Here is a 24057-nt window from a genome sequence, read left to right as displayed (position 1 = left end):
CGTCCCAAATGTCCTTGACGGAAATCAGAAATAATGTCGCTCGGTCACCATCGTCATTTGCCACCCGATTGTCTAGGTGGAGGTCTTGTTTCGCTGAATAAGAAAATCGCGGCAATGGCACTGCATCGGACAGCACCGGTTGCTTCTTTAACAACTTGCTGGCGTAGTGCTGTATGCATAGTGGCCGAGGGGGAACCGCTTGTTTCCCCACCACATCTCGCAATGCAAGCTCGGCCGGATAAGAACGGGATCGCCATGATTGTCAACGACGTAGGAATTCGATCCTGCACAGCGCTTTGATAGCCAAATCGTATCCCTCGCTCGCCGTAGGCATTTGCGCCAGTATCGGTCATGAGGTCCGCTCCGTATCTCGACTGCAGTGGCCCCGCGCGCCCGTGCGGCAGCAATTGCCCGCGCAGCGTGCTTGCTGGTGCATTCGATCATGGTGATCCAAGACCCGCCAGGATAGGCATATGGCCCAGTTATTAGGAACAGATTGGGGAAATTCGGGACAGAGACGCCTTGGTACGCTTGAAAGCGATGCTCTTGCCAAAAGCGATGTAAGTCTGTGTTGTTACGCCCTCGTGTGGGAAATGATGGGATCGCGCCATCATCCATAACCTTGAATCCTGTAGCACACACTAAAACGTCAACTTCATAAAGCGTGCCATCCCTGGTGACGACATCCCTGGCAGTTAGCTTCTCGATCGGAACAGTGACCAGTTCTACGTGGTCGCGTGTGAAGGTGCGCAAGTAACGGTTCGAGATGGAGACAGCCTTGCAATACGGTGCATATTCCGGCGTTAGGCGCTTACTTAGCTCACGGTCTCGCACCGAAAGGAAGTAGGCTTGTGAGCCGATGCGCTGCATCAGCGGAATCATAAAGGGTACTCGCTTGTGGAAGACGCTCAGTCCTGTAATCAGCAGATCGACCATCCCCGCGATGACAGCGCGCATGAATACTCGCGTTAGAGGCGCGTGCCGTACCAGCGACGACATAAACTGCGGGACTGCAAAGTCGGGTTTAGGTGCCACCCAGGTCGGGCGGCGCTGAAACACAACTAGGCTTGTAGCAATATCGGCAAGCTCGGGTATCAACTGAAGACCACTTGCGCCATTGCCAATAACAGCAATACGATTTCCACTATAATTGAAGTCGTGATCCCATTGGGCAGTGTGGATTACCTTACCCTGATAGTCCTCGATACCTGGAATGTCAGGCATCTTGGCCGTCGAAAAGGGACCTATTCCACAGATCAGGAACCGGCTAACGAGGGTCTCGCCGGAAGCGAGATGTACTGTCCACTTGTGCGAACGCTCTTCCCAAACAGCTTCCGCAACGTTTGTATTAAGTAGGATTCGATCGGTGAGCCGATAATCATCTACGATCTGCTCGATATATTCCCTAACCTCGGCGCCCGTCGGGAAGAACCGTGTGCACTTGCGTGGCGGGGCGTAGGAATAGCTATACAAGAGGAACGGCAGATCGGCTGCGACACCCGGATAAGTGTTGACGCGCCACACTCCACCGACACCATCGTTTTTGTCGAGAATCAAAAAGTTCTCAACGCCTTTCCTGATGAGCTCGATGGCCGCACCGATACCGCCAAAACCCGCGCCGACGATAAGTACCTCGAAATCGGTGTCGGAATGGACTTCTTCGGCGTTCCCTACTTCCAATTGTGCCCCAGACATAAAAACTTAAGAGGGAGCATTGCTTCTCGGGAGATATGCTGGCAAATGGTCATCGTGCTCTTCGCTTTCAGTCGGATGGCGCTCGTATCTGTGCTCGCTGGCGAGGTGGTCGATCCAGTCTGTGGCGCTTTGCCTACAGGCGTTCATCATGCTAACGCACAAGCGTGCGGAACGGTCGGCAACTGTCGCACAGCTTACGTCAAACGTCCACGTCGCCTAGGGTTGCTCGAAACCTCGTGCAGCCAAGCACCTTCTTGAGCCGATACGTCGGAGAACTCCGCAAAACTGCCGAGACCTGTTCCGCGCGAGTCGCAGCTATCGTAGTGGCATGAGTCAAGGTGGGCGTGGGAGGAAAGCTCGTGACCATTGGACGGCGATGGTCAGGGCGCTAGCGGATGATCCGTACTGGCCTACTAGGAACCCGGTCGGGTTCTTTCGTGGTGTTCGCCATCCCGTAGACCGTCGCCCGCCAGGGCCACGAGGAAGGCCCGGGGTCGGGATATTGCCGGAGTTTCTCCGAGATCCATTCGAGTATGTCCGAGAATGTCAGCAAATATATGGTGATGTGTTTCGGCTACCATTTCCCTTGCGAGAGACAGTGTTTGTGTGCCACCCGGATCATGTCAAGCATGTGATGAATAATCCATGCAATGCTTACAGCATGGGAGGTAACGTTGGCGCGCGTCTAAACAAGGTTATCGGCGCCTCAGTAGCAACGTTGGAAGGCGACGTGTTCCGACAGCGGCGCAAGTTGATTGCGCCGCTCTTCGGCGCCCGAAGCCTGTCAACGATGGCCGACGGCATCGCCAACGAGTTCGTCGGCCGCATCGACAGGTGGGAAATCTATGCCGAGACGGGGGCGGTAATTGATCTGCAATACGAAATCGCAAAAGTGACCCTCCCCGCCTTCATGCGCGCGATGTTTTCGATCAAAGTGACCGATCGTGAGGTATGTGATCTTGACGTCGATCTGCATGCAGTTCTGCGTGCAGCTGCCGCGGTGTGTTTCATCTGTACTCCACCGAATTTAATCCCGGCTCCGGGAGTTGACAGCTTTCCCAAATCGTGGTTCCGTTTGCGAAAGTGGGTTTCCCAGCAGATCGATTACCGTATTGGGCACCCGATCGAGCGTCAAGATCTATTCGAGACCCTGCTCAATGCACAATACGATGATGGGTCGGCGATCAGGCGAAAGGATTTGATCCAGGAGACCGCGATGCTGATCGCCGGCGGCTACGAAACGGTGGTAGCGGCCCTGTCATGGACGTTGGCGCTACTCGATGGGAACCGCGAGGCGCGCGTCAAATTATATGAAGAGGTCGATGCGCTGGACGGACGACAACCGACGTACAATGATCTTCAGTCCTTGACGTGGGCGAAGGCGTGTTTCGACGAAGGACAACGCCTTCAAGGGCACCCGATGAATCCTAGGTTCGCCATGCGGGATGACTGGATCGACGGCTATTTCATCCCGCGGGGCACGTTAATCGGCGTTCCAATGTACACACTGCATCGTGATACGCGGTGGTGGCAGAACCCAGACAGTTATGATCCGAACCGCTTCGCCAACCCTGCTCAGGTGCAATCGCGGCCGGCGACTTCGTTCTTACCATTCGGATTCGGGCCACATCGGTGCATTGGGTCGGCTCTTGGGTACATGAACGCACAGTTCTTACTCGCAATTATTCATCAGCGATACTGTGTGAACTTCCCGATTGGTTGGCAGCCACGCCATTCGCCAAAATTCTCGATCGCTGTGGAGGGCGGGTTGCCTGCCACGCTAACCGTCAGAAAGGACTCCAGCCGAAAATAGGTGTGCGACATTTCGTCCAGATTGCCACGGGTCAGTGGATGCGTGAGCTCATTGGCCCTGGGCTGGTCAGATGGATGGCGCGGCGAATGCGTGGCTGGTGTAAGGATCGTGGTCCAGTGAGACAAAGAGTCGTTGCTAGATGCAGCCATTGCGCGAACCAGTGCTTATGTAAGCGAAAAACCGCCTGTCTATACGGTCCTTCGGATAGTTGTTACGGCAATCTGAAGGCTTCGTAATCGCAGCCGCTCGAGTGGCGTGCTAGATCACGATTCCGGTTCCAGAACAGCGGCGTGCGGTTTGCGAATGGCCTTAAAGGTGAACACCAGCATGCTTATAAACCATATATGGAAGAGGGCAGCAGGAACCCAGAAAGCGATGAGGCCATTCCAGGCGAACGGGCCGGTCCTGAACATTGCAACGCAGGCGGTCGGCACCAATAGCAGCGCTGTACCCAGGTTCTGGTAGCCCAACCAGCGAGGGTAAATCGGATCGTGGCTTCGATCCATTAGGATCCCTAGACCAATCGCACCCAGCTGGGTGATGGCGAAGGGGCCCGGCATCATAAAGAATATCCAGCCCATGTCACTAAGAAGCAGAATCTCTTGCGCTGTGCGGTCTGGCCGAAAGGCCGCGGCTGCCCAGAGCATGGCGGAGAGAGCAAACATCGAGGCTCCGATTGCTCCACTCATCAGCTGAGTATAAGCTAAGGATGAGTTATTTCTTTGGATTCGTTTCAGCTGCACGGAAATAACGCCGAAGAATGGAATAATTAGGGGACCGACGAACGTCACCAGCACGCACGTAACCATGATCCCGGTGGTATTTTCGTGATAGAAAGATGCGACATACGACGCGTCGCGTGACGGCGGTGTCGGCGGCAGGAAGCGAGCTAAGAAAATAAAACCTACCGCATGACTTAGCAGAGCAATTATCACTAGCCAAATTGAAAGATACTGGATTAGTTTCGTGTCTTCGCGTCCCATATCTCCTCCGTTCTGGTCAATTTTGTTTCTGACTATTTTAGCCAGCTTGTTAGCAGCGTTAAGGTCGGGACCGGCGGGTATACGCATAGCAGCCGGGGTACACGTGCTGGATGCAACTAGGGTCACTTCGCCACTGACGCAACGTTCCTCAGGGAACCTCCTTGAGTGGTTGCCTACACTGTGATGGGGCAGTGGCAGTGGGATGAGCAACACCACGAATCACTCGAGCAGCTTCAGCGATTGCACGGGGTAGAGCGCCACGTTGGCTTCAACGCTACCTCGGGATGTGCACGCCCATGCCGCCTAAACGCGAAGTTGTTCGGTGCAATTTGACCTGCTTGATGATCATCGGCTTGGATCGACTGTGCCTGTTGGGCAAAACTGATGACGCGCCATCGGTCGCATGTTAAGCTCCCACCTGGCTGTCACTGCGTGCGTGTTATCGACGCAGCGATCAGGCTGTTGGCCTAGCCCTTCGATCACGTGCGTGAGGGTCCACCGTGGACGATCTGCTCGATGCGTTACGAGTCAAAGATGAATTTGACCGAAAGTTCATGCGTTACGCGATTTGGATTGGGTTCCCACTTGCAATGGTAGGGGTGGCCGGCTGTCAGGCCGTCTTTGAATCAGCTTTTGAGTTATCGATGTGGTTGGTGTTGCTGAATGTCACGGTCGTCTGGCTGCTGTGGACTTTTTGGCATAGCGTGATTTTTGAGTGGCATCGCAAGCGATTCCTCTCGCATGGAGATGGATACAGGCGGGCATTTATTGTAGATATTTTTCCTGGAGTCACTATTGGATTTTCGCAGATGTTGCGCCCATCCTTCAACGGCATTAATATGTCGTGCAATGAAACATTCCCTAAGCTTCCTAGGTCGGTTCTTGACATTGCGGAAGACGCACTAGGTATCTTGGTGGCTATCGGGGCGTTCGCATTATTCGTGTCGGCTTGGCGGACCCTCGGAACGGCGCGCGTGGGTTTCGTTTGTGAATTCTGCAATCCTGTATCTTTTGTTCCTATACAGCGTGGACCTTACGCTCGAGTGCGTCATCCGCTGTTTTGGTCAGGCATAGGGCTCTCATGGGCGTGCGCAATTTTGTCGGGTCCTACCATGACGGCAGCTGCGATCGCAATGTTGAACGCTGGGTATGGCATCGTTTACAACGAATTGGAGGATCGGCGACTGAAGCGTGTTTTCGGCGACCGCTATGCTGGTTACGCGCGTGAGGTCCCACACATTTCCCCGTGGGGCTTCACTTCGAGGCCGCTTCAAGACGAGCAGGCCGTAGGTAAGCGCAGTCGCCGACTGTTAGTCGCAAGGCTCCGTGCTTCTTGAGTGCAGCCGCTGCCCGCAAATTCTTCGCTGTGCTCTTGGGCTTTCGACGCGGGATGTCGCATCCGATCAAGATGGAAGCTGCGGGGCAATTCGCCTGCACTGCCTGCGGCGTCTCCGGGTAACAAATGACGAGGCGAGCCCAGATCGAGACGGCCTGTTCGTACTTGTGCTGTTGCAGCAGCACTTCAGCAAACGGAGAGCTTGAGGCATCCGAGTAGGCAGGTCGCCCGGCGCGGGGGGCGGCCGAAGGGATTAAAGCATCCGGCCGGGTGAAAAAAGGGGCCTGGGACCTGGAGATGGTGGCGTCCTAGCGGTGATTGATGGCGTAAGTCGCTCGTTGTGACTGTCTTTGCCGCCACAGATTTAAGCAGACGCGGCTCATTAAGAAGGGGTCGAGAAGGCGGGTCGGTGGGTCGATGAGATTCGTCGCGCGAAATAGTCTTTCGGTGAGGATGGGGTCGCGCTCAGCCGCAGTCAGCACCTTATCGTTGCTCCAGTTCCATACTCGCATCAGCGTCGATCGCCCACCGCCTGGCTCGGACATGTAGAGGTCATTAATTTGGTTGGTCGCCCAAATTGGCCTTATCTGCTGTGCCATTGCACGGAAGAACTGGCGGCCTAGGTCACCATTTGGGTGGGATAGACAATCGCGAAGCGTAACCGCTTCAAGCGCGGCCATAGTCATACCCTGTCCATAGATGGGGTTGAAGCTGCATAGCGCGTCCCCTGTCACTAGGAGCCCGTTCGGCAACCGGCGCATCTTGTCGTAGCGTCGCCAGACACTTCCCCGGTAGCGGTAGACCGACACTTCGCTGAGTGGTTCTGCGGCCTTCAATGCTTCTACCAACGGGCGGGGCGCAAATTGTTCAGCGCATTCGATCAAGCCGGCTAGGTTAGTGGGTGGTTCACGTCCTGCCAGCCTGCCAATGGTCAATATCCATGTGCCGTTTTCGTAGGCCAGGAGCCCCCCGCCGGTCGGCTGCTCTGGTCTTGGGAAAACCATGGTCATTTTCTCGCCAACTAGGTCGGGCGGAATGCAAAGGAACTGACTCGAGGAGCTCCCCTGCATAATGGAGCGCTGCTCGGGCGGCCGCTGACAACCCAAGCCATCGAGAAATGCTGGTGTACGTGCGCCGCGGCCCATCGCGTCAACCACCAGGTCGGCCGAAAGAACTCTTTGAACGCCGGTGTCGCGGTTAGCAATTCGCGTGCCGATGATGCGGTTCGTTTGACCTACAATTGGCTGAACGGCGTCATGGCCATCAACGACCTCAATGTTACTGATGGCGCGAATCCTGCGTCGGAGGTGGGATTCCAGGAACGGGCGGCTGGCAAGGTAAATGACAACCGAGGCAGGGTCGGCAAATTTACCAGACCGATTGAGCTCATGCCCCCCGATCCGTATGGACACACGTGAAAAGTCGCCCTCGTCGCAGACAGTCGCGCCAGCAGCAACAAGCTCGTCAAGCAATCCGGGGAGCAAAGCACCGAGTGCTTGAGAACCAGCACTTAAGAGCGTGTGGAAATGCCTTCCTTGAGGCACTCCGTCACGTTGGACGGGACCTGCCTGCAACTTGTCTCGTTCGACAAGCGTCACTCTGGCGTAGTACTCAGATAGCACGCGAGCGGCGAGCAACCCCGCCATACCGGCCCCGCAAACGACTGCTCGTTCACCTACCTCGCCCACTGACCTCCCTTCGCCGCCCGTGGTGGCTCAAACGGGTGGCCTAGCGTACAGGGCAGCCTATAGGTGGGTCGGCGCGCCATCTCAGTGTCCTTGCTAGGTTGCGTCCACCAAGGTGGTGTACGAGTCGGGCCGTGAGTTGAGGACCGGCGTGTCGTAGCCGGGTAGATGAGGGTCATCGCGTGATTCTTCGAGAGACCGTCCAAAGTCACTCAAGCAAAGGAATCGACGCGATGACCGCTGCCCACGATATCGACCTGCCTGCAGTGCTGGCCGAACGACTCACCACCACCCATCCTGATGTGCTGCGCGAACTGCTGGCCACGTTCATCCACACGCTGATGGGCGCCGAGGCCGACGCGCTGTGCGGCGCAGGCTATGGCCAACGCAGTAGTGAGCGCACCAACTCCCGCAACGGCTACCGGCATCGCCAATTCGATACCCGGGCAGGAAGTTTGGATTTGGCGATCCCCAAGCTGCGCCAGGGCTCCTACTTCCCGGACTGGCTGCTGGAACGCCGCAAACGCGCCGAACGGGCCCTGACTACCGTGGTGGCGACCTGCTATCTGCTCGGGGTGTCCACGCGGCGGATGGACAAACTCGTCGAAACTCTCGGGATCACCGGCCTGTCGAAGTCGCAGGTGTCGGTGATGGCCAAAGAGCTCGACACCGCCGTGGAAGCCTTCCGGACTCGTCCCCTCGATGCTGGCCCGTACACGTTCATGGCCGCCGATGCCCTGGTGCTTAAAGTCCGTGAGGCCGGCCGCGTGGTCAACGTGCACGCGCTGATCGCGGTGGGGGTCAACGCCGAGGGTTACCGCGAAATTTTAGGCATCGATGTCAGCACCGCCGAAGACGGCGCCGGCTGGTTGACGTTTCTGCGCTCGTTGACCGCCCGCGGCCTATCGGGGGTGGCATTGGTCACCAGTGACGCCCATGCTGGGTTGCTTTCCGCGATCGGGGCAACCCTGCCCGGAGCATCCTGGCAGCGGTGTCGCACCCACTACGCCACCAACTTGATGGCCATTACCCCCAAGAGCTCCTGGCCCTGGGTCAAGACGCTGCTGCATTCGGTGTTCGATCAGCCCGACGCCACATCCGTTGCTGCGCAATATGATCGGATCATCGACGCCCTGGCCGACAAGCTGCCCAAGGTCGCCGATCACCTCGAAGCCGCCCGATCGGACTTGCTGGCGTTCACTGCTTTTCCCAAGCAGATCTGGCGCCAAATCTGGTCCAACAACCCCCTATCCGTTAACCGGCCCTCAGGAGACACGAATCTGACTGCGGCGTGAGATCCGGGACCGTTCCCAGAGCCGGGTAGATGCTGAGGGCGGCCCCGAGATCAGGAGGTCGAGTGATGACGGTGCGGGTGCAGCGCGTCGATGAGGGGTATCGGCTCGGTGGGGATTGGGAGGGGTTGGATTCGGCCAATGCGTTTCTCACGCATTTGGCCGGACGGGGATTTAGCGCGGCGACGGTTCGGGCGTATGCCTTCGACGTGGCGAATCTGGCGCGGTTCCTCACTGAGCGCGATGTGACGCTGTCCGAAGTGCAGGCTCCACTGGTATTCGACTGGATCGATTGGCAAGGGGTACGCCGCACCGGTCGGCCCCAGCCGGGCTCAGCTGCAGCCTCGACGGTGAACCGTCGGGTGGCGGCGGTACGCGCCTTGTTCGAGTACCTGGCGATGACCGGTCGCCGTGGGAACAACCCGGTCCCGTCGCCGCGGCGTGGGCAAGGGCTGCGCCGCTCGGAGCGCGGCCTGCTAGGTCATCTGGGTCCTGGGCGTGCCCGTCCTGGCGGCAGGTTGGTGCGCCAACCGCAGCTGCTTCCGGAATCGTTGCCGGCCAGCGACATCGATGCATTTGTCGCAACGCTGGGGTCACATCGGGATCGGGCCATGGTGCTGGCGATGCTGCTGGGCGGGTTGCGGTCGGCGGAAGCGCGCGGTCTGCTGCTGGCCGATGTGGACATGGGGCGGCGGCGGCTGCGGGTGATCGGCAAGGGCGGCAAGGAACGCTACGTGCCGGTCGATGCGGCATTCTTCACTGAGGTTGCTGCCTATCTGCGGTTGGAGCGCCCGGCTGGGCTGTCGACACCGCAGTGCTTCGTGGTGCTGCGCGGTCCGACGACGGGGGCGCCGGTTAGTGAGGCAGGGCTGCGCAGCTTGTTTCGCCGTCACCGTGAACTCTCCGGGTCCATCCGGGTGCGTCCGCATCGGCTGCGCCATACCTATGGTACCGAATTGGCTTCTGCGGGAATTGATCTGCTTGCATTACGGGCGTTGATGGGACACGCCTCACCGGAGACCACGGCCCGCTACGTGCACCTGTCACTGGAGCAGCTCGCCGCCGAATATGGTGCCGCCCGCGCCTCCTTGGCCGGAGCACGGCGATGACCGTCGCTACGGTTCAGGACTCCATTGACGCCGGCACTTTGTTGAGTGACTACCTCGACCACGTCGCTCGCCTGCGCTTGAGTGATCGGGCGATTCGGGACCGGATCCGAACCGCACGGGAATTTCTTGCTCGTCACCCGGATCTGGCGGCGTGGATGGCTCTGCCGGCGGTTGAGCGGGCTGGCGAGCTTCGGTCGAGTGGGGCATGGCCCCTGCTGTGCTATGCGATCGGTGCCGGCCGGTTGCGGCTGGATGTTGAGCTGGCCGTCATTAAGCAGCTGACCGGGCTCGGTGCCGCGGTGGAGATGCGTGATTCGGCCGGGTTCTCCGCGATGCGTGAAGCGGGAAACCGGTTGGGCTGGAGCAGTTCCTGGATTGAAACTGTGCTCGGCGAGTGCTTGGCGGTGCTGGTGGCTTGCCATGGTGGGCTGGTCGCTGACCTCACCGAGCAGGCGATCGATGAATTCGACAGTGCGTTGTCGGCGAGTTCAATCCCGCGATCGTCACGGCGCGCCTACCGGGCGCGGTTGGCCAGCTTGCGCCAGCTGCTCTACGAGGTCCGGGTCCTCGACGCCGCTCCGCGACGACGACCGTGGGCACGCAGCCTCGAGCAACGTTTCACCGACGTGGCTATGGCTGCCCCGATCCTCGACACCCTGCTGCGCTATATCCGGGTCCGAGCCGCGGTGTTGCGGCCCAAATCGGTGGAATCGCTGATCAATGACCTGCTGCCGTTCGTCGAATACCTCACCGCCCACCACTCGAAGCTGACCAGCCTGCGCGAGCTCGACCGCGCCTGCATCGAGGACTATCTGACCTGGAACCGCACCCGCGGCTGGCGCGGGCAACGTGCCGCCGCCGGCGCCGGGCGCACCGTCTCGGCTGCGGTTGCCCAGTCGGCGGTGCTAAGCCTGCGCAACCTGCTCGATGACATCACCGCCTGGGGCTGGGAAGAAGCACCGCCGCGGCGACTGGTCTTCGCCGCCGACGTTCCCAAGCTTGACCAGCCGCTGCCGCGGGCACTGGCCCCTGACATCGATGCGGCGGTGATGAATGCTGTTGCCCGTCTAGATGATTCATTCGCTCGTATCGGGCTGACCGTGCTGCGCGGAGCGGGGCTGCGGGTGGGTGAGCTGCTCGACCTGGAACTGGGCAGCATCATCGACTACGGGGCGGCTGGCACCTGGCTAAAGGTACCGCTGGGCAAGCTGGCTACCGAACGCATGGTGCCGCTATCGGCGGCCACTACCGCTGCGCTCGACGAATGGGTCACCCACCGTGACGCACACCGGCCACTGGCCCATCCACGCACCGGCGTGCTCACCGACTTCCTGTTCACCCAGTACGGCCGCCGCCTGGGCTACACCCGACTGCGCAACGGGCTGCTGGCCGCGGCCCAATCCTCAGGGCTACGCGGACCCGACGGCGGCATCCTCGTCGTCACGCCTCATCAGCTGCGTCATACCTGGGCCACCGAACTCGCCAACGCCGGAATGAGTATGCAAGCGTTGATGGCGCTGCTCGGACATGTCACACCGCAGATGACGATCCGCTACGCCACCCTTGCCTCGCCAACCCTGCGCGCCGCCTACGACGACGCCATGGGCAAGATGCGTCGCCAGTTCACTCTCACCCCGGTCGGTCGACCCATCTTGCCCGACAAGGTCAGCTGGCTACACAGTGAGATGCTGAAAACCCGTGTCGGGCACGGCTACTGCGCGCGCCACCCAACCGCCGGCGCCTGCCCATATGCCAACATCTGCGAAACCTGCGACAACTACATCACCGCGCCCGAATTCCGCGGCGCCCTCACTAACCAACTCGCCGACGTCCAAGCCCTCAAATCCGACGCGGAGAACCGCGGCTGGACCGACGAAGCAGCCCGCCACGACCGCGTAGCCCATGCCCTCACCGACCATCTCCAACGCCTCGATCGTTGAAGCCGAACCCACACCGGGTTGACCTCCACCCTGAGGGCCGGATAAAAGAGCGGCTCAACAAGGAAATTCGGCGTCGCACCGACGTTGTCGGCATCTTCCCCGACCGTGACGCCCTGATCCGCCTAGTCGGCGCCGTGCTGGCCGAACAACACGATGAATGGGCCGAATCACGCCGCTACCTCGGCCTCGACGTCCTCAGCAAATCCCGCCCGACCACCACCACACCGACAGAACAGGAGAACACCCCCACAGCACTGACCGCCTAAATCACAAAATCGAAGAATCACACGATCGACGTCGTACACCACGTCCCTGGACTTGACCCCTTGCTACTTCATAGCTGTGCGTCGGTACAGTGAAATGCCGAGCGGGTGACTGCGACCACTGGTCAAATTTTGTCTGCCAAGGACGCGGTAAGACGCGGAGTAGGCACAGCAAGCCACGAGGCTGCACGCTACCGGCCGACCATGAACCCTGCAGCCAGGTTACCTACGCTCGTATGCGGCGATTACCGGGCGTCCCGACAGCCTTGCGGACCTAGAAACCAATCGCTCAACTGTAAGGAGCATGTGCGCTCAAAAGGTTGACGATCGGGCAAAATGTCCTCATGGACGATGAACCCACACCAAGCCTCTTGGTAGTAGCCGATGACGAGGATGTATTGACTTCCTTGGAACGTGGGCTGCGGTTGTCTGGCTTTGATATGACAAGCGCGAAGACCGGCCCTGATGCGCTGGGCGTCCTCGCGGAGGCGCGACCCCAAGCCGTTGTGGTCGACATTGATCAGCCGACGCTGCGGGGCGTCAGCGTCGTCTCCGCCGTACGGTCTGTGGATAACCGGATACCAGTCTGTGTACTGAGTGGGCGCAGCGCGATCAGCGATCGCGTTCCCGGACTTGCGGAAGGCGCCGATGATTTTATGTACAAACCTTACAGATTGAGCGAGCTGGTCACTCGTGTGCGGGGTCTTTTGTGCCCACCTGTGTTGGTGACTAATTTCTCGACTGAGACGATCAGCGTCGGTCCCCTCATGGTGGAAACTGGCAGGCGCCGCGCAAGCATCAACGGTATCGAGATACAGCTCACTAGACGTGAGTTTGACCTGCTGGCCGTGCTCGCGCAACATGCGACCGAAATCCTGTCGCGCGCACGATTGCTGGAGCTGGTGTGGGGTAATAGTCATTTCGCCGCCGACACTCGCGTCGTCGATGCATTTATTGACAGCGTCCGTTCCAAGCTCGATCTGGTATGCGGACCCAGACTGCTACATACCGTGCCGAGCGCGGGTTTCGTCTTGCGGGTTCAACAGTGACGATTCCCGACCGCCTTCAGCGGGTGCTGCGGCTGCCGACGCCAGTGGCCTCTTTGCGCACCATTGTTATCGTCGCGGCGCTATCAGTCGTCGCTGTCGTCATTTTTCTTGGCGCCTGGGTATGGGTCGGCATCACCAACAATCAATACAGCCAGCTGGATCGTCAGCTGGACTCGTTAAGCACTTTGGGCGATGTCAGCGCGCTAGGCGGCACACATCAGGGCAACGTCGATGAGCCGATGCCCGACGGCATGGTACGCACCGTCCGAAGTGGCGGCATAACGGTATCCAAGCCGAGCAATGTCACCTTGCCGGAGTTCGGCAACGGCTACACCACCGCCACTGTTAACGGCATCCCGTACCGGGTGCACACCTTCATCACGGGCGGGGCCTCCATCGCAATTGGCGCTCCCATCACAGAAGCCCGCCAAGCCATCAAGCAACTTCACCTGCGGGTCCTGTTGATCTGCGGCGGCTTCGTCGTCGGCACCTTCCTCGTCGGGTCGTGGATGTGGTCGATTATGATTAAACCCTTCCGGCTACTCGCCCAACATGCCCGCGCCATCAATGCTCAATCCAGCCCGGAAGAGGTTCAGGTCGATGGCGTGTGGGAGGCTGTCGAAATCGCTGAAGCGGTCGAAGGCATGCTTGCCCGGATTGGCACCGAACAACAGCGCACCAAAGCCGCACTAGAGTCCGCCCGTGACTTCGCTGCAGTTGCCTCCCACGAGCTGCGTACCCCACTTACCGCGATGCGCACCAATCTGGAAGTACTGCACACACTCGATCTCCCACCCGAGCAACGCAAGGAGATCACCGAAGACACTATGCGCACCCAAAGCAGAATCGAAGCCACCCTCACCGCCTTGGAAAGGCTCGCACAGGGCGAACTAAGCACCTCGGACGACCATGTACCGCTCGACATCACCGAGCTGCTCGACCGCGCAGCTCATGACGCAGTGCGGGTCTACCCGGATCTCAACGTGACGTTGCGACCTTCGCCCGCTGTGTTGATGCTGGGTCTGCCGACCGGGCTGCGATTGGTGATCGACAACGCCGTCGCCAATGCCGTAAAACACGGTCAGGCCACGCAGGTGCAGCTGTCAGCGATCACTTCCCGTCACGGGGTAGAGATCGTCATAGATGACAACGGCACCGGTATACCGGAGGGAGAGCGCACCGCGATGTTCGAACGCTTCACAAGGGGATCAAAAACGTCACATTCAGGCTCAGGCCTGGGGTTAGCGTTGGTAGCCCAGCAAGCAGAACTGCACGGGGGCACCGCTTCGCTGGAGGACAGCCCGTTCGGCGGGACCCGGCTTGTGCTCCGACTACCCGGTCCACAGCCGTACGAGGGGACAAAGATGGAATACGGATTTAAACGATTATAACCATCGTCCACAATCGCCGGGTGTCTGCCGAATTTGGGAGACATCTAGGTATCTAGTAGGCTAACTACTCTTGGAATGGCCCGCGTCAGACTCACAATTCTCACGCAAATCAGCACTCAAAAATTGGCGCGTCTTATCTGTGTGCTGGGAATCGCTCCACCAAGCTTCGCCAACCGGACTGCAAGATCCTAATCAGATGGGCGACAAAATTCCTCATGCGGCGGAGGCCGGCGCTCATGTCACGATGCGAATGCGTCACGCTGCGGCCCAAGCTATTCAACGTCCTTGGCTTGATACCAGTAGAGAAAGTTCTCACATCGCAGGTCAGTCACCCGCTAGGTGCCGTTTCGCGGTGACGGTGACGCTGGGGCTGCTCAGCTTAGGTAGCCGTGGAGCGATGGACGCTGCGGTGTCGTGTGATGTTCGGCGCTGAAGCAGTCGGTCGCGGCAAGTGGCGGTTGGTGGCGGCGGACGGAGGGCGAAGCAGAGTGACCGGCGCGGACGGGAGCGCGAGCGGACGGGAGCAGAGGGAGCGAAGTGAAGCCCGCAGGTAGCCGCGAGGAATGGGTGCACACCTGCGAGGTCCGGCATGTTGATGCCCGGTGGAATAGCCGGTCCGCTACGGTGGCCAAGCCCTCACGGGGTCGGCTCGGGCTGAGGCGGCGGTGCCAGGAGGTCGATGAGAGTGGCGACGTTACGGCCGAGGTGGTCGAGGGCGGCGCGGCCTTTGGCTGCGGTGGCTTGTGAGGGGTAGCCAATGACGCCGGTAGGGGTGTAGGGGCCGATGCCGAGGGTGGTCAGGTAGCGCCGATCGGTGGCGCTGTGGTCGGAGCTGGCCCACCCGTCGCGCAGGTAGTCGGGGTGGGCGGCGAGCAGGATGGAAGTTTCGAGTTCGCCGGCGTGCATGTCGTCGTGATTGCTGCTGGTGACACCGGCAGCGGTACGGGCTTCGGCCCAGTCCTCGCGACTCGGATACAGCCCCAGTTTGAGTTGGTGGGCGGACTGGTTGGCATGCTGGACGACATTGGTGAGTACGGCGTTGCCGCCGTGGGCGTTGACGACGATCAACCCTCGTATCTGTTGGTGGGTGAGGGACTGGGTGATGTCGGTGACGATGGCGGTGAGGGTGGCGGCGCCGATGCTGACGGTGCCGGGATAGGCGGCGTGTTCATGCGAGCAGCCGAAGGTAACTGGGGGCAGCTGAAGGACCCTGTGATGCTTGGTGATTGCTGTGGTGACGGCACAGGCGATGAGAGTGTCAGTGCCCAGCGGCAGGTAGGGGCCGTGCTGTTCGAAAGCCCCGACCGGCAGCACCGCGATCTTGCTGGTTGCGGCGGGGTCGGTGGTTGTGAGGTCGGGGATGATGTCGCGGGTCACGCTATGACTCCTTGGGTGGCGTTTTTGATGCGTCCGGCGAGTTCTTGCAGTACGGAATTGGAGTCGCTGCGGCGGCGCTGCCGCACGAGGGTGCCCGCGCGGGCGAGGTGGCGCCGCGCGCGCTGCGAGGGTGCCGACAAATAGGCGGGGATAGCGGTGTCGGCCAACACCAGGGCGAGACGGTATTCGCGGACCGCGATGTAGGCATGCAGCAGTCGCATGTCGGCGACGGCGCGGTCGCGGTGCTGCTGAGATGTCCATTGGGCGTGGTGGTCGGTGAGCAGCTCAAGAGCCCTGTCTGGGTTGCCGAGCCGCAAGTAGCCCGATGCGACATCACTGGCTACGTATGCTGCGTGGGCGTAGGGTGCCCGATCGTCCTCCACGGGTTCGATATCGCCCAGGTCGAGGGCGTGGGCGGCGTGGCGGTAGAAGCTGCGTTCGTCACCATTGTGCAGAGCTGCCAGGGCTTGCTGGCGGGCGACACTCGCTGCGAGGCGTCCCGGATCGCGGCCATCGATGAGGTCGGCGGCATCAGCGGCGAGGTCGACGGCCAGCCCGGGTTCGCTGTGGGCCAGAATGTTGGATTGCCGCATCAAGATCATCGCCTGGACCTCGGGGCTGGCCATGCGAAGGTGCAGAAACGCTTTGTGGGTCAAATTTTGGGCTGCGGAATGATCACCGAGGTCTTGAGCGATCCAGCCGGCCACTTCGGCGATCGTTCCTGCCGCCTCGGCCACAGCAAGTTTGAGCCGCCGCGGCGCCGCCTTGATCAGTGCTTCGACAGTATCGAGATCGCGCTCCACCAACGGTCGCGCATGCTGAGGGCCAAAGGCGTGCTCAGCCTGTATATGTGCTGCGCGCTGGGCGGTGATCACCGACAACACGTCCTCATCGACTGGCACACGGAGCAGCAAAGGGTGCGGTAGTGGTGAGGCGATCGGCACGCTAAACAACTCATCAGGTTCGCGGCCAAAGGCCGCGGCGAGGTCGGAGCGCCACATATCGCCGAACGCGCCGCCGCGCTCGATGCTGATGATCATCTGACGCAACGACTCGCGCGCCGGTATCTCGACATCCCCGCGTAGCCGGCGAACGTTTTTCGACCTCAACGGCCAGCTCATTAAGGCTGAACCCATACTCTTCGCGCGCATGCCGCAGCCGCTGCGCGTTGAGCGCACGATTCGGATCAACTGCGGCCATCTCTTCGATCATGCCCGACACATCGGCGCAGCTCAGCCGGGGCGTGCGCGTGTCTGGGTGTTACTGGTTGTTGCTGGCTGTCACTTTCGACGACCACAAGCCAGGCGCTGTCCTGAATTTGCGCCACGTCCGGTCGCGCACAACCCCAGAAAGGACAGCAACGCAATGCGTTTGAGAATTGACACGTCAGGAACCCGATTCATCGTCACCCGGCCCGCTGAGCCGCGGCTAAATTTCGACACTGGCAGCCCCAAAGTCGACAGCGCGACCGGCGTGCCCTTGTATGCGGCACAGCTGCTGGCGTTGGATGACACGGGCGGTGAAGTGCTCAATGTGACGGTGGCTGGTGACCCGAAAGTTACAGTCACCCAACTTGTTTCAGTGTCCGGGTTGGTGGCCATCCCGTGGGCTCAAGGTGATCGCAGCGGTGTGGCCTTCCGCGCCGACGCCATCACCCCCACGGCTGCGTCAAGTGACCAGGCGTCTCGCACGCAGAAATAACACCAATGCTGGGGCCGCGGCACTCATCGGTGTCGCGCCCCAGCACTGGGGCCGCTGCCGACCATTCACTCACAGGAGGACGCCTGTCATGGCATCAAACAACAAGAACAGCAACAACTCTGGGGCGAACAATGACGACTGGATTATCGACCCCATCTTCTCACTGTGCAAGGCGCTGGGATATCTGCTGTGGTGGGCGGTGCTGTTTCCAGCCGTCAGCATCCCGATCATCGCCAGTGCGGCGACAGCGATCACCCATGGCCCACGCCCCGGCCTGATCATCGGTATTGCTTTCGCTGCTACGTATGCGGGGTGGGCGTGGCTGGACCCGCGGTCGTTTCGCGACTGGGTGACTGAGCCGGTGCGGCGACGATGGCTGACCTGGTGGCGCTACACCCGCACCTGGGAATCGGTGTGCGCCCTGCACGGTCTTAACGCCCGCCTGGGTGAACGCAGTTTGGTGCCGACGTTGCGGTCGGCGCGCATCGGCAAGACCACCGACGTTCTGCACCTGCGGGTGGTGACCGGCCAGTCTTTGACCGACTGGCACAAGCAGTCCGAGGCGCTGGCTGCGGCGTGGCATGCGGACCGGATCACCATCCGCGCGACCGGACCCGGAGAATTACGCATTACCCTGATGCGCCACGACGTGCTGGCCGACCCGATTGCCCTGCCCATGCCCACGGCGGCGACTGCGGTGGATGTTGGGTCGGTGCGGGTCGGGATGACCGAAACCCGTCACTGGTGGCACCTGCCTCTGCTCGGTCACCATGTGCTCGTGGCTGGCGCGACCGGCGCGGGCAAGGGCTCGGTGTTGTGGTCGCTGATCGCCGGCATCGCCCCCGCGGTGAAAACCGGACAAGTGCGGCTGTGTGTCATTGACCCTAAAGGCGGCATGGAACTGGGGGCCGGAGCGCCGATGTTCACGGTGTTCACCCACGACGCCACTGATACCACCCTGCAGCTGCTGCGCCAACTGGTGAAGGTGATGCACGCCCGCGCTAACCGGCTACGCGGCAAGACGCGCCTGCACACTCCCACGATGGCAGAACCACTGTTCGTTGTCGTAATTGACGAGATCGCCGCCCTGACTGCCTATGTCACCGACCGCAAGGTGCGCACCGAAATCGAACAGCTACTGGGCCTGCTGTTGTCCCAAGGACGCGCGGTCGGCATTTCGGTGGTCGCCGCGGTGCAAGATCCGGCCAAAGACACCCTGCCCGTGCGGCAACTCTTCACCGCGCGCATCGGTTTGCGGCTGACCGAAGCCAGTCAGACAACGATGGTCCTGGGCCAAGGCGCCCGTGACGCCGGCGCGGAATGCGACCACATCCCCGACACCACTCCCGGTGTGGGCTACATGATGATCGACGGTACCGCCGAACCCGTGCGGGCACGGGCCTTTCACGTCACCGACCACGACATCATTACCCTCGCCAGAATATTTCGGCCACCAATCAGTCATCGCGGAGGTGATCAAGGCCGAAACACTGGCAGTGGCCCGACTTCCGGCGGAGCCAGCGGTGCATAGCGCCACACCACCGGGACAGGTCGCCCTGCCGGGTATCCCGCCCACGGTCGACACGACCGCGGTGGTGGATCAGATGGTGCGCCGCGCTTCGTCGGTGGGTTTCGAATCATGGTGGCGGCGTGCAGAGTCCGTCGGCTTCTGCGCCCACCCCATCCAACTCGCGGGCACCGACGAATACGGCCGAGATCGGGTGGTGTGGACACGATGCAACAACCGCCGCGCCCAGATCTGCCCGTCGTGCTCGGATCTCTACGCGCGCGACACGTGGCAACTCGTGCACGCTGGCACCGCCGGCGGGCACCACGACATCCCAGAAGCAGTGGCGGATCGCCCGCAGGTGTTCGTTACTCTGACCGCACCCAGCTACGGGCCGGTCCACACCACCTCATGTGCAGGCGACAAGCGCCTCCGTTTGTGCCGCGACCACCACGGGACTGGCGGCTATCGCCGCTGTCAGCATGGAAAACCACTGTGGTGCAGCACAAGCCACGGAGAAGGTGACATTCCTGTGGGACAGCCGATCTGCGCGGACTGCTATGACTACATCGGGCACGTGCTGTTCACCTGGAACATGCCAGAACTGTGGCGACGCTTCACCATCACCCTGCGACGCACGCTGCGCCGCGAGCTACGCGCCTTGGGCGCCGACCCGGATGCGGTGCAGGTCAGCTTCATCAAAGTCGTCGAGCTGCAAGCCCGGCTCGTTCCACATATTCATGCCCTGATCCGTCTCGACCCGAGCGACAGCGATAACTGCGGTGGTCCAGAGTGGCAAGCGCCCCTCTCGGCCACTGAACTGGCCACCATCATCCAACAGGCGGCTCGAACCGTAGCCATGACAGTCAGGGACCCATCCTCAGATAGCGCGACACGGGTGATCAGGTTCGGCAAACAAGTCGACACCCAACCCATCGAGAACCGGCACGTTGGCACGGACAGCCCTGCTGTGCAGGAGGATTCATCACACGGCCGAGTGGTGCCAGGCCGCGGCGTAGCTCGTTACCTCGCGAAATACGTCACCAAATCGTTAGCTGACGTCGGGATCAGCGCACGACGCATCTGCACCGAGGCCATCGCCGACCTGGATGTGTCCGATCACGTCCGGGCGATCCTGACCACCATCAGCCAACTCGCCGATAGGGGACTGGCCGGTGTCGGCCGGTGGCTGCACACCCTGGGCTACCGGGGCCACATAACCAGCAAATCCCGCAGCTATTCCACCACGATGACCGCGCTGCGCGAACGTCGCGCCACGTGGACACGTGAACAACGTCTGAAAAGCATTGCGCACCAGGATTTCGTCAACCTCACCGATGGCGATGGTCCGATCGTGTTTGAGTTTGACCGTGGCGGCCTCACCAGTCTCGGCGACCGTACCCTCGTGAACTCCGCGGCCCTCCGACGCATGGAAATCCGCCGGATCGGACGAGATGGAAGTCCGTGGCCTAACACGCAACCAACGATGGGATTCGCCAGGGGGAAGCGATGGCTGACGGATCCCGAACAGCACACGCCCGGTCTGAGCGTGACGCTCGAATCGATGCGCCGACGATGTCAGAGGGGGGTGTTGAAATTGTCGTGCCCAACCACTATCAACTTCCGCACGAGGCCAACAGCGCGCTGATACACGTGATAATAGCTGTGCGGGACCGGATGCTCGAATCAGGGAGGGGAGTGGAGTGAGCCTGAGGTTCGCCTTCTATGGCCGAGTGAGCACGGAGGACGCTCAAGACCCGGAGGCGAGCCGCAGCTGGCAGAAGCGGCGTGCCATAGACCTGATCGCTCCGCACGGCGGAGTCCTTGCCGCTGACTACTTCGATGTGGGACAGAGCCGTTCGTTGCCATGGAAGCGCAGGCCGGAGGCATCACGTCTCCTTGCTGATGTCGCTTGTCCGGACCATAACTTTGATGCCGTGGTGATCGGGGAACCCGCCCGTGCGTTCTACGGGCCGCAGTTCGCGCTCACATTCCCTATCCTGACGCACTACGGCGTTGGCCTATGGGTACCCGAGGTCGGCGGTGCAGTCGATCCCGGCTCTGAGGCACACGACCTGGTGATGACTTTGTTCGGCGGCATGAGCAAGGGAGAGCGCGCGCGAATCCAGGTGCGCGTCCGTACGGCGATGTCAGCACTCGCGCAGGACACGTCGAGATACCTCGGTGGTCGACCACCCTACGGTTACCGGCTCGTCGATGCCGGCCCGCACCCAAACCCTGCCAAGGCAAATCTTGGGCAGCGGCTTCACCGCCTCGAACCTGACCCCGCGACGTCGCCGGTCATCGAGCGGATCTACCGCATGTACGCCGACGGAGCGGGCCTGCGCTACATTGCGCAACAGCTCACCGACGATGGCGTGCCGTCACCGAGCCAGTACGACCCGGCGCGGAATCGTCATCGTGACCCGCGAGGCTGGTCCCATTCGGCGATCCGCGCGATACTCGACAACCCGGCGTACCGCGGTATCCGTGTTTGGGGCAAGCAGGAGAAATACGAGGTCCTGGTCAGCCCCGACGATGTCGCGGCGGGGTACGAGACTCGTATGCGGTGGCGTGATCAGGCCGACTGGATCGCACCAGACCGCCGCACGCATGAAGCGCTGATTCCCGATGAACTGGTGGAGGCTGTTCGTCGTCGGACGCAGGCACGGCGTGGTCCCGGTCTCGTGTGCAGCAGAGAATCGACCGTGCCGTATGCGCTGCGCGGGCTCCTGTTCTGTGCCGCGTGTGGACGGCGGATGCAGGGCGCCGCTCGCGTCGGGAAACGAACGACCCGCATCCTCTACCGTTGTGAGCTGGGTAAGTCGCGTTCTATACCTGTGGACCTGAGTGATCATCCGCGCACCGTCTATCTCCGTGAAGACGAGGTGACTGCGCGACTTGACGAATGGATCGCCACCCTGGCCGATCCGGAAGACCTGGCACGCGGGCAGGACGTGGACCCGGTAGCCGGTACTGGCTACGCCGCCCTGCAGCGCCAGCTTCGCGAAGTGAATGCCAAGATCGCCGCCTTGGTTACCGCTGTCGAGTCTGGCGTGGCTGTGGAGGACTTGACCGCCGCATTACGTCGCCGCACCGCCGAGCGCGACGAGCTGAAGGCCCGTCTTGAGCAAGCGGAGCGGCCCCGCGTCATGTCTGCCGCACAGATGAGCGAATTGGTCGAGGAACTGGGTGGGCTGTCAGCCGTGCTCGGTGCGGCGACCGGGGCGGAACGCGCCGAGGTGTACGCGAGTCTGGGGCTCCGCCTTGATTACGATCCGCAGCTGCGGGAGGTGAAGGCGACGGCCGACCTGAGTCGTGTCGCCGGACGTGTCCGAGGGGGGACTTGAACCCCCACGCCCATTAGTAGGGCACTAGCACCTCAAGCTAGCGCGTCTGCCATTCCGCCACTCGGACAAAACCACTCGCATGAGTTGGCAGCTAAGGCTATCCGATCGGCTCGCCTCAGCCCAACCGGGCTCGCGCCTCCAGCCGGAGGATCCGGATGGGCGGGGCACCTCAGAGGCGGCCGGGAGTGCCCGAGAGTGGTAGGAAAGGTGACTGTGACAGGTGTGGGCGACGACGTTGCCGAGGTGGTCAGCAGGTTGATCCGGTTCGACACCACCAACACCGGCGAACCGGAAACCACCAAAGGCGAGGCCGAGTGCGCGCACTGGGTGGCCGAACAGCTCGCCGAGGCCGGCTACCAGCCGGAATATGTGGAATCCGGTGCGCCCGGCCGCGGCAACGTGTTCGCCCGGCTGGCCGGCGCCAAAGGCCAAGCCGGTTCCCGGGGTGCGTTGCTCATCCACGGGCATCTGGACGTGGTGCCGGCCGAACCGGCCGATTGGAGCGTGCACCCGTTTTCCGGCGCGATCGAAGACGGTTATGTGTGGGGTCGCGGCGCGGTCGACATGAAGGACATGATCGGCATGATGATCGTGGTCGCCCGGCATTTCCGGCGCGCCGGCATCGTGCCGCCGCGGGACCTGGTCTTCGCGTTCGTCGCCGACGAGGAGCACGGCGGCAAGTATGGTGCGCAGTGGCTGGTGGACAACCGCCCCGATCTGTTCGACGGTGTCAGCGAGGCGATCGGTGAAGTCGGCGGGTTTTCGCTGACCGTGCCGAGCCGCGACGGCGGCGACCGCCGCCTGTATCTGATCGAGACGGCCGAGAAGGGCATCCAGTGGATGCGCCTGACGGCACGGGGCCGCGCCGGGCACGGCTCGATGGTGCACGACCACAATGCGGTCACTGCCGTCGCCGAAGCCGTCGCCCGGCTGGGCCGGCACCAATTCCCGCTGGTGTGCACCGACACCGTCGCCGAGTTCCTGGCCGCCGTCAGCGAGGAGACCGGCCTCACCTTCGACACCAACTCGCCGGACCTGGACGGGGCGATCGACAAACTCGGCCCGATGGCCCGCATGCTCAAGGCGGTCCTGCACGACACCGCCAACCCGACCATGCTCAAGGCCGGATACAAGGCCAACGTCGTCCCCGCGACCGCGGAGGCGGTGGTGGACTGCCGCGTGCTGCCCGGCCGGCAGGCGGCGTTCGAAGCCGAGGTGGACGAGCTGATCGGGCCGGACGTCACCCGGGAATGGATCCGGGACCTGCCGTCGTATGAGACCAGCTTCGACGGCGACCTGGTCGACGCCATGAACGCTGCGGTGCTGGCGGTCGATCCCGACGCCCGCATTGTGCCGTACATGCTTTCCGGCGGTACCGACGCAAAGGCCTTCGCGCGGTTAGGCATTCGCTGTTTCGGCTTCAGCCCACTGCGGCTGCCGCCGGACCTGGATTTCACCTCGCTGTTCCACGGTGTCGACGAACGGGTACCCGTGGATGCGCTGAAGTTCGGCACTGAGGTGCTGACACATTTCTTGACCCACTGCTGATGTTGAGTGAGCCGACAA

General features: G+C 61.4%; 15 protein-coding genes, 1 tRNA gene and 3 pseudogenes. 13 read left to right on the top strand and 6 right to left on the bottom strand.

What is annotated here, in order from left to right; genetic code table 11:
- Positions 1-147: 147 nt before the first annotated feature.
- Entirely contained in the window at positions 148-1695 is a 1548-nt protein-coding gene (locus MKAN_RS29205; protein ID WP_080673990.1) for a flavin-containing monooxygenase, read from the bottom strand.
- 502 nt (positions 1696-2197) lie between these two features.
- On the opposite strand from MKAN_RS29205, the gene MKAN_RS02455 reads away from it, so the two are divergent.
- The gene (locus MKAN_RS02455; RefSeq protein WP_023364750.1) at positions 2198-3508 is read left to right on the top strand and encodes a cytochrome P450; all 1311 of its coding nucleotides are present in this window, start codon (positions 2198-2200) and stop codon (positions 3506-3508) included.
- Between the two features lie 263 nt (positions 3509-3771).
- On the opposite strand, the gene MKAN_RS02450 is transcribed toward MKAN_RS02455, so the two are convergent.
- Positions 3772-4491 (bottom strand): hypothetical protein, encoded by a 720-nt coding sequence (locus tag MKAN_RS02450; protein WP_023364748.1) that lies wholly within the window; start codon positions 4489-4491, stop codon positions 3772-3774.
- A gap of 500 nt (positions 4492-4991) precedes the next feature.
- Between MKAN_RS02450 and MKAN_RS29200 the strand changes: the two genes are divergently transcribed.
- Positions 4992-5828: a methyltransferase family protein gene (locus MKAN_RS29200; RefSeq protein ID WP_080673988.1), complete on the top strand. Its 837-nt coding sequence runs from the start codon at positions 4992-4994 to the stop codon at positions 5826-5828.
- Between the two features lie 307 nt (positions 5829-6135).
- Here the strand turns inward: MKAN_RS29200 and MKAN_RS30215 are convergent, their stop codons facing one another.
- On the bottom strand, positions 6136-7473 hold the full coding sequence (locus MKAN_RS30215) for an FAD-dependent oxidoreductase (RefSeq protein ID WP_042311703.1): 1338 nt from the start codon (positions 7471-7473) through the stop codon (positions 6136-6138).
- A gap of 272 nt (positions 7474-7745) precedes the next feature.
- On the opposite strand from MKAN_RS30215, the pseudogene MKAN_RS02440 reads away from it, so the two are divergent.
- The 6 genes and pseudogenes from MKAN_RS02440 to MKAN_RS02415 form a co-directional block, all read left to right on the top strand.
- Positions 7746-8759: pseudogene (locus tag MKAN_RS02440) on the top strand (IS256-like element IS1512 family transposase); the annotation flags it as partial.
- Between the two features lie 113 nt (positions 8760-8872).
- Complete coding sequence (locus MKAN_RS02435; RefSeq protein WP_023364742.1) at positions 8873-9913, top strand: tyrosine-type recombinase/integrase; 1041 nt, start codon at positions 8873-8875, stop codon at positions 9911-9913.
- On the top strand, positions 9910-11853 hold the full coding sequence (locus tag MKAN_RS02430) for a tyrosine-type recombinase/integrase (protein ID WP_023364740.1): 1944 nt from the start codon (positions 9910-9912) through the stop codon (positions 11851-11853). The genes MKAN_RS02435 and MKAN_RS02430 overlap by 4 nt, the downstream gene beginning before the upstream one ends.
- 47 nt (positions 11854-11900) lie before the next feature.
- Positions 11901-12119: pseudogene (locus MKAN_RS02425) on the top strand (transposase); the annotation flags it as partial.
- 341 nt (positions 12120-12460) lie between these two features.
- Complete coding sequence (locus MKAN_RS02420; protein ID WP_036393174.1) at positions 12461-13165, top strand: response regulator transcription factor; 705 nt, start codon at positions 12461-12463, stop codon at positions 13163-13165.
- Positions 13162-14556: a sensor histidine kinase gene (locus MKAN_RS02415; RefSeq protein ID WP_023364735.1), complete on the top strand. Its 1395-nt coding sequence runs from the start codon at positions 13162-13164 to the stop codon at positions 14554-14556. Before MKAN_RS02420 ends, MKAN_RS02415 begins: the two co-directional genes overlap by 4 nt.
- 636 nt (positions 14557-15192) lie before the next feature.
- Here MKAN_RS02415 and MKAN_RS02410 read toward each other — a convergent pair.
- Positions 15193-15933 (bottom strand): creatininase family protein, encoded by a 741-nt coding sequence (locus tag MKAN_RS02410; protein ID WP_023364734.1) that lies wholly within the window; start codon positions 15931-15933, stop codon positions 15193-15195.
- Positions 15930-17042, bottom strand: coding sequence for an NsdA family TPR-like regulatory protein (locus tag MKAN_RS02405; protein ID WP_225722839.1), 1113 nt, complete (start codon positions 17040-17042; stop codon positions 15930-15932). Before MKAN_RS02405 ends, MKAN_RS02410 begins: the two co-directional genes overlap by 4 nt.
- Before the next feature lie 256 nt (positions 17043-17298).
- Here MKAN_RS02405 and MKAN_RS02400 point away from each other — a divergent pair, with 256 nt between their 5' ends.
- From MKAN_RS02400 to MKAN_RS29195, 4 genes and pseudogenes are all read left to right on the top strand, one after another.
- Positions 17299-17634: a hypothetical protein gene (locus MKAN_RS02400; protein ID WP_023364732.1), complete on the top strand. Its 336-nt coding sequence runs from the start codon at positions 17299-17301 to the stop codon at positions 17632-17634.
- Positions 17635-17722: 88 nt separating this feature from the next.
- The gene (locus MKAN_RS02395; RefSeq protein WP_023364731.1) at positions 17723-19165 is read left to right on the top strand and encodes an FtsK/SpoIIIE domain-containing protein; all 1443 of its coding nucleotides are present in this window, start codon (positions 17723-17725) and stop codon (positions 19163-19165) included.
- Positions 19158-20658, top strand: a pseudogene (locus MKAN_RS02390) (replication initiator). Before MKAN_RS02395 ends, MKAN_RS02390 begins: the two are co-directional and overlap by 8 nt.
- Positions 20659-20844: 186 nt before the next feature.
- A complete protein-coding gene (locus MKAN_RS29195; RefSeq protein WP_023364729.1) occupies positions 20845-22491 on the top strand; it encodes a recombinase family protein in 1647 nt (548 codons plus the stop codon).
- Here the strand turns inward: MKAN_RS29195 and MKAN_RS02385 are convergent.
- Positions 22473-22558, bottom strand: a tRNA-Leu gene (locus MKAN_RS02385). The genes MKAN_RS29195 and MKAN_RS02385 overlap by 19 nt on opposite strands.
- A 128-nt stretch (positions 22559-22686) precedes the next feature.
- On the opposite strand from MKAN_RS02385, the gene MKAN_RS02380 reads away from it, so the two are divergent.
- Complete coding sequence (locus MKAN_RS02380; RefSeq protein ID WP_036393176.1) at positions 22687-24039, top strand: M20/M25/M40 family metallo-hydrolase; 1353 nt, start codon at positions 22687-22689, stop codon at positions 24037-24039.
- Positions 24040-24057 lie beyond the last annotated feature (18 nt).

Source organism: Mycobacterium kansasii ATCC 12478, from assembly GCF_000157895.3.
Classification (GTDB): domain Bacteria; phylum Actinomycetota; class Actinomycetes; order Mycobacteriales; family Mycobacteriaceae; genus Mycobacterium; species Mycobacterium kansasii.
Note: the sequence above shows the minus strand (reverse complement) of the source record. Positions and strands in the feature narration are given on the sequence as shown.